The 14734-nt window shown below is 63.0% G+C and carries 14 protein-coding genes; 4 read left to right on the top strand and 10 right to left on the bottom strand.

Features of this window, described 5'->3' with window-relative positions; translation table 11 throughout:
- Positions 1–17: 17 nt before the first annotated feature.
- The 6 genes from hfq to dusB form a co-directional block, all read right to left on the bottom strand.
- Positions 18–560, bottom strand: a complete 543-nt coding sequence (gene hfq, locus H7692_RS01655; RefSeq protein WP_201927229.1) for an RNA chaperone Hfq — start codon at positions 558–560, stop codon at positions 18–20.
- Positions 561–648: 88 nt separating this feature from the next.
- On the bottom strand, positions 649–2028 hold the full coding sequence (locus H7692_RS01650) for a sigma-54-dependent transcriptional regulator (protein ID WP_201925285.1): 1380 nt from the start codon (positions 2026–2028) through the stop codon (positions 649–651).
- Positions 2018–4309, bottom strand: a complete 2292-nt coding sequence (locus H7692_RS01645; RefSeq protein ID WP_227339668.1) for an ATP-binding protein — start codon at positions 4307–4309, stop codon at positions 2018–2020. Before H7692_RS01645 ends, H7692_RS01650 begins: the two co-directional genes overlap by 11 nt.
- 98 nt (positions 4310–4407) lie before the next feature.
- Positions 4408–5826: a nitrogen regulation protein NR(I) gene (gene ntrC / locus H7692_RS01640; RefSeq protein WP_222136162.1), complete on the bottom strand. Its 1419-nt coding sequence runs from the start codon at positions 5824–5826 to the stop codon at positions 4408–4410.
- Positions 5823–6926, bottom strand: a complete 1104-nt coding sequence (locus tag H7692_RS01635; protein ID WP_222136163.1) for a two-component system sensor histidine kinase NtrB — start codon at positions 6924–6926, stop codon at positions 5823–5825. Before H7692_RS01635 ends, ntrC begins: the two co-directional genes overlap by 4 nt.
- Complete coding sequence (gene dusB / locus H7692_RS01630) at positions 6923–7921, bottom strand: tRNA dihydrouridine synthase DusB (RefSeq protein ID WP_222136164.1); 999 nt, start codon at positions 7919–7921, stop codon at positions 6923–6925. The genes H7692_RS01635 and dusB overlap by 4 nt, the downstream gene beginning before the upstream one ends.
- A 96-nt stretch (positions 7922–8017) precedes the next feature.
- Here dusB and H7692_RS01625 point away from each other — a divergent pair, with 96 nt between their 5' ends.
- Together H7692_RS01625 and H7692_RS01620 are read left to right on the top strand one after the other, a co-directional pair.
- The gene (locus tag H7692_RS01625; protein WP_222136165.1) at positions 8018–9196 is read left to right on the top strand and encodes a bifunctional 2-C-methyl-D-erythritol 4-phosphate cytidylyltransferase/2-C-methyl-D-erythritol 2,4-cyclodiphosphate synthase; all 1179 of its coding nucleotides are present in this window, start codon (positions 8018–8020) and stop codon (positions 9194–9196) included.
- 1 nt (position 9197) lies between these two features.
- Positions 9198–9755: a CinA family protein gene (locus H7692_RS01620; protein ID WP_222136166.1), complete on the top strand. Its 558-nt coding sequence runs from the start codon at positions 9198–9200 to the stop codon at positions 9753–9755.
- On the opposite strand, the gene H7692_RS01615 is transcribed toward H7692_RS01620, so the two are convergent.
- Together H7692_RS01615 and lipA are read right to left on the bottom strand one after the other, a co-directional pair.
- Positions 9698–10177 carry a type II toxin-antitoxin system RatA family toxin gene (locus H7692_RS01615; protein ID WP_222136167.1) on the bottom strand — a complete coding sequence of 160 codons (480 nt, stop codon included), beginning with the start codon at positions 10175–10177 and terminating at the stop codon, positions 9698–9700. The genes H7692_RS01620 and H7692_RS01615 overlap by 58 nt on opposite strands.
- Positions 10178–10184: 7 nt before the next feature.
- Entirely contained in the window at positions 10185–11114 is a 930-nt protein-coding gene (gene lipA, locus H7692_RS01610; RefSeq protein ID WP_201925268.1) for a lipoyl synthase, read from the bottom strand.
- Between the two features lie 62 nt (positions 11115–11176).
- Between lipA and H7692_RS01605 the strand changes: the two genes are divergently transcribed.
- Both H7692_RS01605 and H7692_RS01600 read left to right on the top strand, forming a co-directional pair.
- Positions 11177–11818, top strand: a complete 642-nt coding sequence (locus H7692_RS01605; RefSeq protein WP_222136168.1) for a carbonic anhydrase — start codon at positions 11177–11179, stop codon at positions 11816–11818.
- 43 nt (positions 11819–11861) lie between these two features.
- Positions 11862–12572: an NYN domain-containing protein gene (locus H7692_RS01600; protein WP_222136169.1), complete on the top strand. Its 711-nt coding sequence runs from the start codon at positions 11862–11864 to the stop codon at positions 12570–12572.
- Between the two features lie 13 nt (positions 12573–12585).
- Here H7692_RS01600 and H7692_RS01595 read toward each other — a convergent pair whose 3' ends face one another.
- Positions 12586–13023 carry a PaaI family thioesterase gene (locus H7692_RS01595; RefSeq protein WP_227339667.1) on the bottom strand — a complete coding sequence of 146 codons (438 nt, stop codon included), beginning with the start codon at positions 13021–13023 and terminating at the stop codon, positions 12586–12588.
- A gap of 26 nt (positions 13024–13049) precedes the next feature.
- Positions 13050–14729 carry an energy-dependent translational throttle protein EttA gene (gene ettA, locus H7692_RS01590; RefSeq protein ID WP_201925260.1) on the bottom strand — a complete coding sequence of 560 codons (1680 nt, stop codon included), beginning with the start codon at positions 14727–14729 and terminating at the stop codon, positions 13050–13052.
- Between the last annotated feature and the right edge of the window lie 5 nt (positions 14730–14734).

Genomic DNA, 14734 nt, shown 5'->3' with positions numbered 1-14734 from the left:
GTCACATCGACTATCGGTCAGGCTTCGCCGGCGTCGCCGTCCGCATCGCCATTGTCGGTCAGGTTGATCGGCCCGTTGGGCTGCACGGTCGAAATCGCGTGTTTGTATACGAGCTGGACCTGCCGCTCGCGTTCGAGCAGCATGCAAAACAGGTCAAAGGCCACGATATCACCCTGGAGCATCACTCCGTTCACAAGGAACATCGTCACCGACTCTTCGGACCGGCGGACGGCGTTGAGGAACACATCCTGCAGCGCCTTGCCCTTGCTCGCGGGCGCCTCGCGCACATTGTCGCCGAGCAGACCGAGGTCGAAGTCGTGCGAGGGCATGACCGTCGAGATCGCGTGCTTGTAAACGAGCTGAGACTGGCCGTCGCGGCGAAGCAGCAGCGAGAAATTGTCGAACCAGGTAATAATGCCCTGCAATTTGACGCCCTTGACGAGGAACATCGTGACCGGCGTCTTGCTGCGGCGGAGAGCGTTGAGGAAGAGATCCTGGAGATTCTGGCTTTTATCGGACACATTGGCCTCCTGTTCTTGGCGGTATTTGCCGCATTCGATGCCGGTTGGTCCGGCAATTATTGACCTTCAGGCCCGCAATATGCGGGAAAGCACATCGCAGGTCTAGGGCAAAGGCCCCTTCCCCGCGCTAAGATTCATTATCCGAACTCTCGGTGAGGCCAAGGAGTTTCAATTTTCTGTGCAGCGCCGATCGCTCCATACCGATAAAGTTCGCGGTGCGCGAAATATTTCCAGAGAAACGGTTGATTTGAATACGTAAATATTCACGCTCGAAGTTCTCGCGAGCTTCCTTGAGCGGGATCGCCGTGATCGACTCCGAGTTGGGTAATATATCGGCTCCGCCGCGGACAAGCTCGGCGGGCAGCATGTCGGCGTCGATGCGCGCCAAGCGATCGCTCGGGGCCAGAATCATGACGCGTTCGATCACGTTTCGCAGTTCGCGGACATTGCCCGGCCACTCGTGCGCTTGTAGCGCCGCGAGCGCTTCCTGGCTGATTTCGGGCGGCGCGACGCGGCGATCGGCGGCATAGCGCCTGACGAAATGGTCGCACAGGCTGACAATGTCGGCGCGGCGCTCGTTGAGCGGCGGTATATGCACTGGAACGACGTTGAGCCGGTAATAAAGATCTTCGCGAAAGCGGTTTTCGGCAATCTCGGCGAGCAGGTCGCGAGCTGAGCCCGAGATAATGCGAACATCGACACGGATCATCGTGCGCCCGCCGACGCGCGTAAAGCTCTGATCGGTCAGTACGCGCAGAATTTTTCCTTGTGTAGTCAACGGCATGTCGGCCACTTCGTCGAGGAACAAAGTGCCGCCATGCGCCTGTTCGAGAAGGCCGACGCGGATCGTTCCATCATCGGCTTCCGAGCCGAAGAGTTCGATTTCGACCGTCTCCGGGTCCATTCTGGCCGACGATATGACGCGGAACGGTGCATTCTGGCGCCCGCTCCATCCGTGAAGCACGCGCGCGGCCACCTCTTTGCCGACACCGGGCGCGCCCGTAATCAGAACGCGGCTCCCGGTTCCGGCGACGCGTTTCAGCGTTGCGCGAACATTGTTGATCGCCGCGCTGTTGCCCGTAAGTTCATCAGCCGGGCCGGCCTTTTCGCGAAGCTGTTCATATTCAAATTTCAGCCGCTCGTTTTCGGTCGCCCGTGCGACCAGATGGAGCAGGCGCTCGGCCTCGAACGGCTTTTCGATGAAGTCGAAGGCGCCGCGCCGGATCGCTGCGACGGCCGTGTCGAGGCCGCCGTGCCCCGAAATGACGATGATCGGCAGCGTCGGATCGAAGGATTTGATTGCATCGACGAGGCCGAGCCCGTCGAGCCGCGAGCCCTGAAGCCAGACGTCGATCAGCGCTAGCGACGGCCGCCGCTGGCGGATCGCCTCGAGCGCGGCGTCGCTGTCCGAGGCCGTTCGCGCCTCGTAGCCTTCGTCCTCCATGACTCCCGCGACAAGGTCGCAGATGTCGCGCTCGTCGTCGACGATCAAAATATCAAGCGCCATAATCTTCTCTGTTCTGTCGGTTGCGTATCCGTCCGGGTACCGTTTCCATCTTCCCCATCGCCGCGTCATCGCCCTTCCCCGCCAATGGGCGCAACCGGTCGGGGTGCAGCGTCAGGGTGACACAAGTCCCCTGCCCCTCGGGATTGTCACAAAACTCCAGTTCCCCATAATGTTGCTCGACGATCTTCTTGACGATCGCGAGTCCCAGCCCGGTCCCACCCTGCCGCGTGGTCATATAGGGTTCGGCAATTGCGTCGCGCGCTTCCGGCAATCCGATGCCGTCGTCGGTGACGCGGATGACAAGTTCGTCATTCGGTCCGTTGTCGAGTTCGGCGCGAACGCGGCCGCTCACCGCAGCGTCGCTCTTTTTATGCTTTTCTTCAATCGCTTCAACAGCATTCTTGACGATGTTCGTAATCGCCTGCGACAGCAGGCGACGGTCGCAGACCAGCGGCTCGATCTCGTTGGGCGTCTTTACGCTGAACTGAATGTCGGGCTTTGCAACTTCGAACAGGAACACAGCCTGCCGCACAATGTCGCGAATGTCCTCGGTCCCGAAAGTCGGCTTGGGCATCCGCGCAAAGCTCGAAAACTCGTCGACCATGCGGCGCATGTCGTGCACCTGCCGGATGATCGTTTCGGTAAGGCGGCGGAAGGTCGCTTCGTCTCCCTCGACCTTTTCGCCGAAGCGGCGCTGGAGCCGTTCGGCTGCGAGCTGGATCGGCGTCAGCGGATTCTTGATTTCATGGGCGATACGTCGCGCGACGTCGGACCATGCGGCGCGGCGCTGGTCCAGCAATTGTTGGGTTATGTCTTCGAAGCTCAGGACAAAACCGTCCCCCTGCGCGACTGCCTTGGCGGCGACCGTTGCCGGTTCGGCATCGCTGCGCGCAAGCTGGACGATCGCTTCGCGCTCGTCACCCGTCAGCAGTCGTGCCAACTCGGGCACGACATCGGCGAGAGGCCTCCCCGTCAAGCGCTCTGCGGACAGGCCGATCAGACGCTCGGCGGCAGCATTGGCGAGCAGTATCCGGTGATCGGCGTCAACGGAGACCACGGCCGAGGAAACGCCGCTGAGAACAGCCTCGATAAAGCTGCGTCGCGTTTCGAGCTGTTCGTTGACGTTGACGAGCGCACCCGTCTGCCCTTCGAGTTGCTCGGTCATGCGATTGAAGGCGCGCGTCAGGACCGAAATCTCGTCGTCGCGCGCGGGCGGCGTGACACGGACCGACAAATCGCCGCCCGCGGCGGTGCGCGTGGCGCCGATCAGCGTCCCGAGCGGGCGCACGATGCGGTCGGCGACCACGATGGCGGCGATGACCGCCAGCGCAAGAAGCAGCAGCGATCCCAGATAGAGCGCGCCGTTGAATTGCAACTGCAGAAGCTGCGAGCGCTGGAAAAGCGCGTTATAATCGGAAAGCACAGATCGTGCTCGCTCCCACTGCTGGAAGCCGGGAACATTGGCGTCGCGCGATGCATAGACATAGGCGCGCCGCGGCCCGGGAAGGCGCGTCGTCGCCTCGATGCGGTCGGGCTGGACGTCGACGACGACGTCCTCGCCAGCATCGAGGCGCGAGACCGTGGCCGGCGCCAGACGATTCTCGGCTTCGCGATTGTCTGGATCGATCATCGCCGCCGTGCGCGGAACGCCATCTTCGCCGATTTCGATAATCGCCGATTCGTTCAGGTTGCGAACGACGACCTGCTGGAAATAATAGTTTGAAAAATCGGGATTATCGGTCGGAACGCGTGACAGGAAATCGCCGAGATCCTGTGCCATCGCTACCGTATTGGCCCCAACCTCGCGCCGGTTCTCCTGATAGAAACCCTCGGCCAGCCCGGCGGCATTTTCGAACATGCCGCGCGATCGATCGGAAAACCAGAAATCGACGCCGAACTGAAAAAGCAGCGAAGCAAAGATCGCGACGAGCAAGGTGGGCGCAGCTGCGATCAGCGAGAAAAGTGCGACCAACCTGACATGGAGCCGGCCGTTGCCGCCCGCCATCGACCGCACCGCACGAGCGCGGGCGACGCGGCTCCCGACCAGGACAATCAATGCCATCGCCGGAACGAGGTTGGCGACCATGATCGCCGCGACGAGCGCCGGGGTAAGCAGCCGTTCGCTCTGAGAGTCGCCGGTTACGAAGATATAGGTCGCAGCCGCAACGCTGACGATCGCCGCGAGCGCATAATATTCGGGCGCGGCAAATTGCCAACCGCGCGTCGGCGCCGCCTGTTCGTCAGGAATATCGCCATGGGCTAGGGAAGCGGGGGACGCCATTGTTGCCCTGTTACGACAAACCTGTTGCATGGAAAACACAATTCATCGCTCGCTGTCGCCGAAACGACGCAATTGGCGGCTGACCCGATGCAAAAATGTCAGGGGTGCGCGGGATCGATTACAAGTTGCCCCAGCCGCTTGCGCAGCGTGTTGCGATTAATTCCCAACCGCCGCGCTGCCTCCAGCTGGTTTCCGCGCACTTCACGGAGTGTGCGACGGAGCAACGCGGCCTCGACAATCGCCTGGAGCCGCGCATGAATTTCGCCGTCGTTCGCGGCTTCGCCCAATTGCTCGCGCGCCCAATCGTCAATCGCCCTCGCAATCGAGTCAGCCGGGGCCGCGACGTCGGGTTCCCCGCCGTTTTCCAGCAGCACCGATTCGACGTCGCGTGGTCCGACGACGGTATCGCGCGACAAGACGGCAAGCCGCTGGACAACATTACCGAGTTCGCGGACATTGCCCGGCCAGTCATAACGCTCGAGAATCTGCATCGCCTCGGGTGCGAATTGGCGGTCGGGCAGGCCCGAATGGCGCCCTTCATCGACAAAATGGCGAACCAGCGCGGCAATGTCGCTCCGCCGGTCGCGTAGCGGCGGCAGGGTGACGGGAATGACGTTGAGGCGATAGAAGAGGTCTTCGCGGAACCGGCCCTCGGCGACGAGAGTGCGCATGTCGCGGTGGGTCGCGGCGACGACACGGACGTCTGCCTTCAGCGACTGGCTACCGCCGACGGTCGAATATTCATTGCTTTGCAAGACGCGGAGCAGGCGTGTCTGCGCCTCGATGGGCATGTCGCCGATCTCGTCGAGAAACAAGGTGCCGCCTGCCGCCTGTTCGAACCGCCCGGCATTGCGGCTATGGGCGCCGGTGAAAGCGCCCTTTTCGTGCCCGAACAGCTCGGCCTCGATCAGCTCGCGCGGGATTGCTGCCATGTTGATGGCGACGAAGGGGCCGGAACGGCGAAGGCCCGTCGCGTGGATTGCGCGCGCCACCACTTCCTTGCCAGTCCCCGATTCGCCAAGAATCAACACCGCGAGGTCGTTCGTCGCGAGCCGCGCGATGGTGCGATACACCGCCTGCATCGCGGGCGCGCGGCCGACGAGCCCGTGACTGTCGGCCTGTCCGGGGTCGCTGCGCGCCGCGGGCTGACTGCCGCGATCAAGCGCGGCGCGGACGCTCGCGGTCAATTCTTCGAGATCGAAAGGCTTGGGCAGATAGTCGTAGCTGCCGATCCCGGTCGCGCGGACCGCCGTGTCGAGCGTATTCTGCGCCGAGAGGACAATGACCGGCGTGGCCGGGTCGACTCCGGCGCCTGGAAGCGAGTCGATGCCGTCGCCATCGGGCAGGACGACGTCGGTAATGATCAGGTCGGGCCGGTTGTCGGCGAGCCAGGCGTTGCGTTCGCCGACGCTGCCGACCGATGCCAGCACCGCACATTCGCCAGCAAGCGTCTCGCGGATGATGAGGGCGATGGCGGGGTCGTCCTCGACCAGCAAAATCGTCTTGCCGTCCGTCATCGGCCCTGTCCCTTGCTGCCAATGTCCGCAGCGACGGGAAGGTGAACGCGAAAGCGCGTCCACTCGCCGTCGTGGACATGCTGCGCAGTGCCGCCCATGTCGCGCGCAAGCTTGGCGACGAGCGCGAGACCGAGCCCCCTGCCCTCGCGCTTCGTCGTCACAAAGGGATCGAACAGATCGCCGCGGATGTCGGCGGGCACGCCGGGGCCGTTGTCGCTGACGCTGACCTCGATCGGCAACGCGATGCGTCCGCGACCGTCGCCATTGTCTATCGACAAGCCGTGGCGATAGGCGGTCGCCAGACGGACGATGCCGTTGCTGCGCCCTCCTAGCGCCTCGCAAGCGTTGGTGACGAGGTTCAGCAGGATCTGCACCATGGCGTCATGGTTCCCGTGCACCGGGGGAAGCGAGGGATCGAAATCCTCGGTAAAGCGAACGCCGCTGATCCGGCGTGCGCGTATCGCCTCCATCGCCTGATGGATCGGCTGATAGAGGTTGATGGCCGAACAGGCGATCGGCTGCCCGCGCGAGAAATGCTCCATCTGATCGATCAAATTCGTGATCCTGTCGACCTCGGCACAGATCAGGCTGGTGAAACGCTCGCCGCCAGCGTCGGTCTTGCGGGCTAGCAGCTGCGCGGCGCCCTTGATTCCGGCGAGCGGGTTCTTGATTTCGTGCGCGAGCATCGACGCTGCCGCACCTGCGGCGCGGCCCGACCGGCCAATGACGCCGCCCATCAGCTCCGCTTCGCTCTGTGACGGGACAAGCGCGAGAATGCGGTGGCCGCTCTGGCCATAGGGCACCAACTGCATATCGACGAGGATGGCCTTGCGCCCGCCAACAGCAATTTCTGCCCGGTGCGCGAAAAGTGCCGACGCCGACTGATCGATCATGCGGCGGCGATAGCTGCGATCCATACTGATGAGGTCATAGACAATGCGGCCGACCATCACGGAACGGCTGATATTGCAGAGCTGCTCGGCGGCGGCGTTGACGAACAGCACTACCCCGCCCTTGTCGATCAGCAGCGTCGCGACCGGATGCGACTGGATCAACTCGTCATGGTCGAACGTCGGAATACTCGACGTCAGCGCGCTCACGCAGCGGCCTTGCTCAGGAACGGGCCATAAAATTGCTCGAGCGCATCGAGCACGTCGCGGCTCGCCGGAATCTGATTGACCTTGTTGCGGAACTCGGCCGATCCGGGCAGCCCCTTCACATACCAACCAAGATGCTTGCGCGCCATGTTGACGCCGGTCACCTCGCCATAATGATCGATCATCGCGCGGTAATGCGATGTAATGACGTCATATTGCTCGTCGATACCGGGATCGGCGCGCGGGGCCTCGCCGCGCAGCGCCGCCATGACCTGCGCGAGCAGCCAGGGGCGGCCATACGCGCCGCGGCCGATCATGACGCCATCGGCGCCGCTCTGTGCGAGCGCGGTGCGAGCGTCGTTGACCGAACAAATGTCACCGTTGACGATCACCGGAATCGATACCGCGTCCTTGACGGTGCGGACAAAGCCCCAGTCGGCCGTCCCGCGATACATCTGATTGCGCGTCCGGCCATGGACCGTGACCAGCTTTGCGCCCAGATCCTCGGCGATATGCGCGAGTTCGGGGGCATTGAGGCTGTCGTGGCACCAGCCCATGCGCATTTTGACCGTTACGGGAACGCTGACCGCCTTCACGCATGATTCAATCAGCGCGGCCGCAAGCTTCAGGTCGCGCATCAGCGCCGAGCCTGCATCGCCATTGGTGACCTTGCGCACGGGACAGCCCATGTTGATGTCGATGATTGCCGCGCCGCGATCTTCGTTAAGCTTGGCCGCCTCGCCCATTTCGTATGGCGTGCAGCCAACGAGCTGCATCGAAACCGGTTCCTCGATCGGGTCCCACGCCGCCTTCTGGACCGACTGGCGCGTCTCGCGAATTGCGGCCTGGCTCGCGATCATTTCGGTGACGTTGAGCCCCGACCCGAAGCGGCGCACCAGCCGGCGGAACGGCAGATCGGTCACGCCCGTCATGGGCGCGAGGATCACCGGATCCGCGATGCTGATATTGCCGATTTGGATGGGCCGCAGCGGCGCCATGGCGAAAACTTTCGTCGAACTGCCTAAATTTTGAGCACGCCCCTACACGTTAAGCCGCTTCCCCGCAAGCCGAGGCTGCGCTAACCGGCGCGCATCATGACCGAGTCCGCCCGTTCCGCTCCAGCGCACGCCGTCGCGATCCTCCTTGCGGGCGGGCGCGGCGTTCGGGCAGGATTCGACCGACCCAAGCAGGCAATGCCCCTAGGCGGCAAACCGGTCTTGCAGTGGAGCCTCGACGCTCTGGCGTCACATCCGCGCATAATGGGGGGGGTGCTGGTCGCCGACGACGCGGCCGCCGCAGATGCAACTCCCCTTCCCACCGGCTGGAGGCGAGCCGCGCCGGGAAACGAACGCCAGCAGTCGGTCGCCAATGGGCTCGCCGAACTCGCCGATCGCGATGGCGACATGATCGTGCTCGTCCACGATGCGGCCCGGCCCGGGCTGACGCCAGCCGTCGTCGACCGGTTGATCGACGCACTTTCCGGCGCGGAGGTGGCGATTCCGGTGCTTCCGGTCCCCGACACGCTCGTTGAGTTATCGGAGGCCGAAGCGGGCGAGGTCGTCGATCGGGCGGCACTGGTGCGCGTCCAGACGCCGCAGGCGTTTCGCCTGAAGACGCTGCGCCTGGCGCATGCAGAGGCTCAGGGAATTACGGCCACCGACGATGCCCAACTCGCGCGGCGGACTGGCGTCAAGGTCACAACGGTTGCCGGCGACGCCGCGCTCCATAAACTGACATATGCAGAGGATATGGCGATCCTCGAAGGATTGATGGGACTGCGAAAGATGATGCGCACCGCCGTCGGAATGGGGTATGATGTGCATCGGCTTGTCGCCGGTCGCCCGCTGTGGCTGGGCGGCATAGAAATTGCGCATAGTCATGGACTTGACGGGCATAGCGATGCCGATGTGGCGCTCCATGCGCTGACCGACGCGGTCCTCGGCGCGCTGGGCGACGGCGACATCGGCGATCACTTTCCACCGAGCGATCCGCAATGGCGTGGCGCCGCCTCCGATCGCTTCCTTGCTTTTGCAGGTGAGCGCGTCGTCGCGCGGGGCGGGCGTATTTCGCACCTCGACCTGACCATTATCGCCGAAGCGCCGCGCATTGGCCCCCACCGCGCGGCCATTCGTGCGCGTATCGCCGAAATCCTTGCGATTCCGGTCGAACATATTAGTGTGAAAGCGACAACGACCGAGCGGCTGGGATTCACCGGGCGCCAAGAGGGGATCGCCGCGCAGGCCGTCGCCACATTGCAACTTCCGGAGAATTAAATTGCCGTCCGATGCCGAAACGCGCCTTGCCGCGCGCGAAGAACTGGCCACGGCCATATTGGCTGCCAATCGCGCCGCAAAGCGCCGCGTCGCTGTCGCCGAAAGCTGCACGGGCGGGATGGTCAGCGCCGCGCTGACCGATATTGCCGGAAGCTCCGACGTTTTCTCGGCAGGCTTCGTCACCTATTCGGGCAAGGCCAAGCAGCAGCAACTCGACGTCAGCAGCGAAATCCTCGAAACCTTCGGCGAGGTGTCGCTCGCGACCGCCTGGGCGATGGCCGCAGGCGCCCTTACGAACAGCGACGCGGACGTTGCCGTCGCGATTACCGGAATTGCGGGGCCGAGCGGCGGAACCGAGCGGAAGCCCGTGGGTCTGGTCGTTTTCGCGCGCGCTCTCCGCGGGCAGGACCCCGACGATTATTTCACCCAGCGCATCCAGTTCGAATCGACCGACCGTGCGGCAATCCGTCAGGCGGCGACGATGTTTGCGCTCGAACTGCTTCAGCCCGAAAAGGACTCGCTGCGGCCGTCGGAGGACATCACCCTCCCCGCACCGTAAAGATCGTCGGCGCGCGCCTCGAACGCCGCAATCATCTTGCGCAGCGCCTTGTCGAACATCTGCCCGGCGAGCATTTCGAACATCCGGCTGCGGAACGAAAAGTCGACCATGAAGTCGACGCGGCACCCCCCACCGGCGGCGGGCTGGAAATGCCACTCATTCTCGAGGTGGCGCATCGGTCCGTCGATATAGCTGACCGTTACCATGTGCGGCCGGTCCTTGTGGACGCGGCAAGAAAAGCTCTCACGCAGGCCCTTGAAGCCGACGATCATGTCGGCGACGGCCTCATGTTCGCTGTCGCTCAATATCCTGAGCGCAACAACCCACGGGAGAAACTCCGGATAGCGTGCAATATCCGTCACCAGCCCAAACATCTGTTCGGGCGTATAGGGCAATTCGCGCGTTTCGTGATGCCTCGGCAAGTGTCGGTCAGCCCTGCGCGGTGCGCGCGAGCTGGGCCTCGCGCGCCGCGCGCATCCGTTCGAAATCGTCGCCGGCGTGATAGCTGGAGCGCGTCAGCGGCGACGACGCCACCTGCAGAAAGCCTTTTGCGCGCGCGATCTGGGCATAGGCGTCGAACGCCTGCGGGGTCACGAAGTCGACGACCTTCGCATGTTTCGGCGTCGGCTGCAGATACTGGCCCATCGTCATGAAGTCGATGTCAGCGCTGCGCATGTCGTCCATCACCTGATGAACCTCCATCCGTTCCTCGCCCAGGCCGAGCATGATTCCCGATTTGGTGAAAATCGACGGATCGCGGCGCTTGACGCTTTCGAGCAGGCGCAGCGAAGCATAATAGCGCGCGCCGGGACGGATCGTCGGATAGAGCCGCGGGACGGTTTCGAGATTGTGGTTATAAACGTCGGGTCGCGCATCGACGATCGCCGCAATCGCGCTTTCGGGCTTGTTGCGGAAATCGGGGGTCAGGATTTCGATCGTCGTTTTCGGCGTTTCGCGGCGCAGCGCCTCTATGACTTTGACAAACTGGCTCGCGCCGCCGTCCGGAAGGTCGTCGCGGTCGACCGAGGTTATAACGATATGCGTCAGCCCCATCTTCGCCGCCGCAATCGCAGTATGCTCGGGTTCGAACGGATCGACCGCCCGCGGCATGCCGGTCTTGACGTTGCAAAAGGCGCAAGCGCGCGTGCAGGTGTCGCCAAGGATCATCACCGTCGCGTGCTTTTTGGTCCAGCATTCGCCGATGTTGGGGCAGGCCGCTTCCTCGCAGACGGTGTGCAGGTTGAGTTCGCGCATCAGCTTGCGCGTTTCGGCATAGCCGGGGCTTGTCGGGGCCTTGACGCGAATCCAGTCGGGTTTGCGCGGGCGCGGGGTTGCTGCGGGCTGCACGGGAGCGTTCATGCCGCGCACATAGCGATGCTGCGCCCTCTTCTCAACCTCACTAGCTATGCTAAAGGCGCGCCATGACTCACTTTACCGACATGCTCGATGGCTATCAGCGGTTTCGCGCGGGTGGTTGGCAGGAACAACGCGACCGGTGGAGCGAACTCGCCGAAGGTCAATCGCCCAAGGTGATGATAATCGCCTGTTCCGACAGCCGCGTCGAACCTTCGCAGATTTTCGACACCAACCCCGGCGAGATCTTTGTCGTGCGCAACGTCGCAGCGCTTGTGCCGCCGTTCGAAACGACACCCGGGCGGCACGGCGTGTCGGCGGCGCTCGAATTTGCAGTGCAGTTCCTGAAGGTCGAAGAAATTGTCGTCATGGGCCACGGCCTGTGCGGCGGTTGCAACGCGGCCCTCCATCAGTCGATGCGCGGCGCGGAGCCGGGCCAGGGCGGGTTTATCGCAGACTGGATCGCCCTCCTCGATGAAGCGAGCGCCGAGGTGCGCGCGCGCCACAGCGACCTCGATAGCCGCGAAGCAGGTCGCGCGATGGAGATGGCCGCCGTCGGGGTGAGTATCGCCAATCTGCGCACTTTCCCCTGCGTCCGAGAAAAAGAGCGACAGGGCACGCTCAAACTTCATGGTGCATTCTTCGCCATCAGCGACGGCGTGCTGCATGTGATGAACCCGGCAAGTGGTGAGTTCGCGCCGGCAGCTTGACCCCTCAAAGGCCCGCGCCGCGGGCGCAATTGCGGAGACAATGATGGCCGACGGCAATGTCGCCTTGCTTATCGATGCCGACAACGCGCGTCCGACGGGGCTCGACCCGGTGCTCACCGCGCTCGCTGAGCTTGGCACCGTCAATATCCGCCGCGCCTATGGCAATTGGCGGAAAACGTCGCTCAAGGGCTGGGTTGACCAGCTCCATCATTTCGGGATCGAGCCGCAGCAACAGTTCGACCTCACGAAGGGCAAGAATGCCACAGACATGAAGCTGACGATCGACGCGATGGACCTGCTCTATCGCGGGCGTCTCGATGGGTTGGGAATCATGTCGAGCGACAGCGATTTCATGCCGCTCGCGATGCGCGTTCGACAGGACGGCATTCCTGTTTATGGCTTTGGTAGCGCCAAGACGCCCGAGGGGTTCCAGGGCGCCTGCACACGCTTCATCGATGTCGATGCACTGATCGATGCCGAACGTCCGGCAGGCGAGCCAGGCAAGAAGGCATCGGTGAAAAAGGAAATCGATCCCGACGTGATCGGCCTGTTGAGCAATGCCTGGAAAGCCGCAAAGCGCGACGAAGGTGGCTTTGCGCTGCTTGGTGAAGTCGGCCAGATCGCAGGCAACCGTTCAAGCTTTGACGTCAGAAACTATGGCTATTCGCGCCTCTCGGACATGATCGCCGACATCCCAAACTTCGTTACCGAGCGCATTGACGGAGGGCCGATGCGGATCAAGCGCGTGCGCTAGGCCGCTCGCCCCTTTACGGGATGGCGTAGGTCACATTGGCCTGCCCGACCGGCTTGCCCGGATCGTCGCTCCAAATCCGTACATCCATCACGGCGAGCCGCTTGCCGAGGCGCAGCATCGTCGCGTCGGCCGTGATCGGTCCCGGACGGCACGGACGCAGAAACTGGTAATTGAGCGCGCTCGTTACCGCCATCGCGACCGGACCGATATGCGCGAGGACCAGGGCATAGGCCGCCATGTCCACAAAGCCCATCTGCGTCGGCCCCGAGATCAATCCACCCGGTCGCAGCGCCTTGTCGTTCGGCTCCATCCGTGCCTGCACATGGCCGGGCGCAGCGGAGACGACATAGCCACGCGAGCCGCGTTCGGCATGGGGGAAGGCGTCGGTCAAAAAGGCGTTGAGCGCGTCGGCATCCATGCGGATCGCGCTCGACGAAATTGGTGCCGGCATCGGAGCCGCCTCCCCCGCCATATCGGTTAGCGCGACAATTTCTTGTAAGTCGTCGCGTGCGGACGCGTCGCGCCTTCGCCGAGGCGGCGGATCTTGTCCTCCTCATAGGCTTCGAAATTGCCCTCGAACCATTCGACGTGGCTGTCGCCCTCGAACGCCAGAATGTGCGTCGCGAGGCGGTCGAGGAAGAAGCGGTCGTGGCTGATGACCACGGCGCAGCCCGCAAAATTTTCCAGCGCCTCTTCGAGCGCCGCGAGCGTTTCGGTGTCGAGGTCGTTGGTCGGTTCGTCGAGCAGCAGCACGTTGCCGCCGGCCTTCAGCATCTTGGCCATGTGGACGCGGTTGCGTTCACCACCCGACAGCTGGCCGACCTTTTTCTGCTGGTCGGTGCCCTTGAAATTGAAGGCGCCGACATAGGCGCGCGTCTGCATCTCGTGCTTGCCGATGTTCATCATGTCGTGGCCGCCCGAAATCTCTTCCCATACATTCTTGTTGGGATCGAGCGCGTCGCGGCTCTGGTCGACATAGCCGAGGCGCACCGTATCGCCGATGCTGATGCTGCCGCTGTCGGGGGTCTCCTGCCCGGTAATCAGGCGGAACAGCGTCGACTTGCCCGCGCCGTTCGGGCCGATGACGCCGACGATGCCGCCCGGCGGCAACGTGAAGGACAGGTCTTCGAACAACAGCTTGTCGCCATAGGCCTTGGAAATATTGTCGACCTCGATCACCTTGCCACCAAGGCGTTCGGGAACCTGGATAACGATCTGTGCCTTGCCCGGCGCGCGGTTTTCCTGCGCCTCGACAAGCTGGTCGAACGATTTGATGCGCGCCTTCGACTTGGCCTGCCGTGCCTTGGGCGACTGCCGTATCCATTCGAGTTCGTCGCGGATCGCCTTCTGGCGGCCCTGATCCTCGCGCGCTTCCTGTTCGAGGCGCTTGCCCTTCTTTTCAAGGTAGGTCGAATAATTGCCCTCATAGACAAAATAGCGGCCGCGATCGAGTTCGAGGATCCAGTTCACGACATTGTCGAGGAAATAGCGATCGTGGGTGACGAGGATGACGTTGCCCGGATAATCGACCAGATGCTTTTCGAGCCACGCGACGCTTTCGGCGTCCAAGTGGTTGGTCGGTTCGTCGAGCAGCAGGATCGACGGTTTCTCGAGCAGCAGGCGGGTGAGCGCGATGCGGCGCTTCTCGCCGCCCGACAGATTCTCAACGCTCCAGTCGCCCGGCGGGCAGCGCAGCGCCTCCATTGCGATCTCGAGCTGGTTGTCGAGCGTCCAGCCGTCGACCGCGTCGATCTTCTCTTGCAGCTCGCCCATTTCGGTCATCAGCGCATCGAAATCGGCGTCTTCGGGCGGATCGGCCATCAGCGCGCTGATCTCGTTAAAACGGTCCATCATGTCGGCGACGGGGCGCACGCCGTCCATGACATTTTCCTTGACCGTCTTGGTCGGGTCGAGCTGCGGCTCCTGCGCCAGATAGCCGACGGTGATCCCATCGCCAGGCCAGGCCTCGCCGGTGAAATCCTTGTCAATGCCGCCCATGATCTTCATCAGCGTCGACTTGCCGGTGCCGTTCGGGCCGACGATGCCGATCTTGGCGTCGGGATAGAATTGCAGGCTGAGGTTGTTGAGCGTCGGCTTTTGCGCACCGGGATAGGTCTTGGTCAGACCCTTCATCACAAAACTATATTGGGCGGCCATTGAAT

Source organism: Sphingopyxis sp. P8, from assembly GCF_020622175.1.
Classification (GTDB): Bacteria; Pseudomonadota; Alphaproteobacteria; order Sphingomonadales; family Sphingomonadaceae; genus Sphingopyxis; species Sphingopyxis jiangsuensis.
Note: the sequence above shows the minus strand (reverse complement) of the source record. Positions and strands in the feature narration are given on the sequence as shown.

Bases quoted from the DNA above. Each gene is read 5' to 3' on its own strand.
- ettA (WP_201925260.1), bottom strand. From the start codon at position 14,729: ATGGCCGCCCAATATAGTTTTGTGATGAAGGGTCTGACCAAGACCTAT.
- lipA (WP_201925268.1), bottom strand. From the start codon at position 11,114: ATGAACGCTCCCGTGCAGCCCGCAGCAACCCCGCGCCCGCGCAAACCC.
- H7692_RS01595 (WP_227339667.1), bottom strand. From the start codon at position 13,023: ATGCCGGCACCAATTTCGTCGAGCGCGATCCGCATGGATGCCGACGCG.
- dusB (WP_222136164.1), bottom strand. From the start codon at position 7,921: ATGGCGCCGCTGCGGCCCATCCAAATCGGCAATATCAGCATCGCGGAT.
- H7692_RS01650 (WP_201925285.1), bottom strand. From the start codon at position 2,028: ATGGCGCTTGATATTTTGATCGTCGACGACGAGCGCGACATCTGCGAC.
- ntrC (WP_222136162.1), bottom strand. From the start codon at position 5,826: ATGACGGACGGCAAGACGATTTTGCTGGTCGAGGACGACCCCGCCATC.
- H7692_RS01600 (WP_222136169.1), top strand. From the start codon at position 11,862: ATGGCCGACGGCAATGTCGCCTTGCTTATCGATGCCGACAACGCGCGT.
- H7692_RS01625 (WP_222136165.1), top strand. From the start codon at position 8,018: ATGACCGAGTCCGCCCGTTCCGCTCCAGCGCACGCCGTCGCGATCCTC.
- H7692_RS01605 (WP_222136168.1), top strand. From the start codon at position 11,177: ATGACTCACTTTACCGACATGCTCGATGGCTATCAGCGGTTTCGCGCG.
- H7692_RS01645 (WP_227339668.1), bottom strand. From the start codon at position 4,309: ATGGCGTCCCCCGCTTCCCTAGCCCATGGCGATATTCCTGACGAACAG.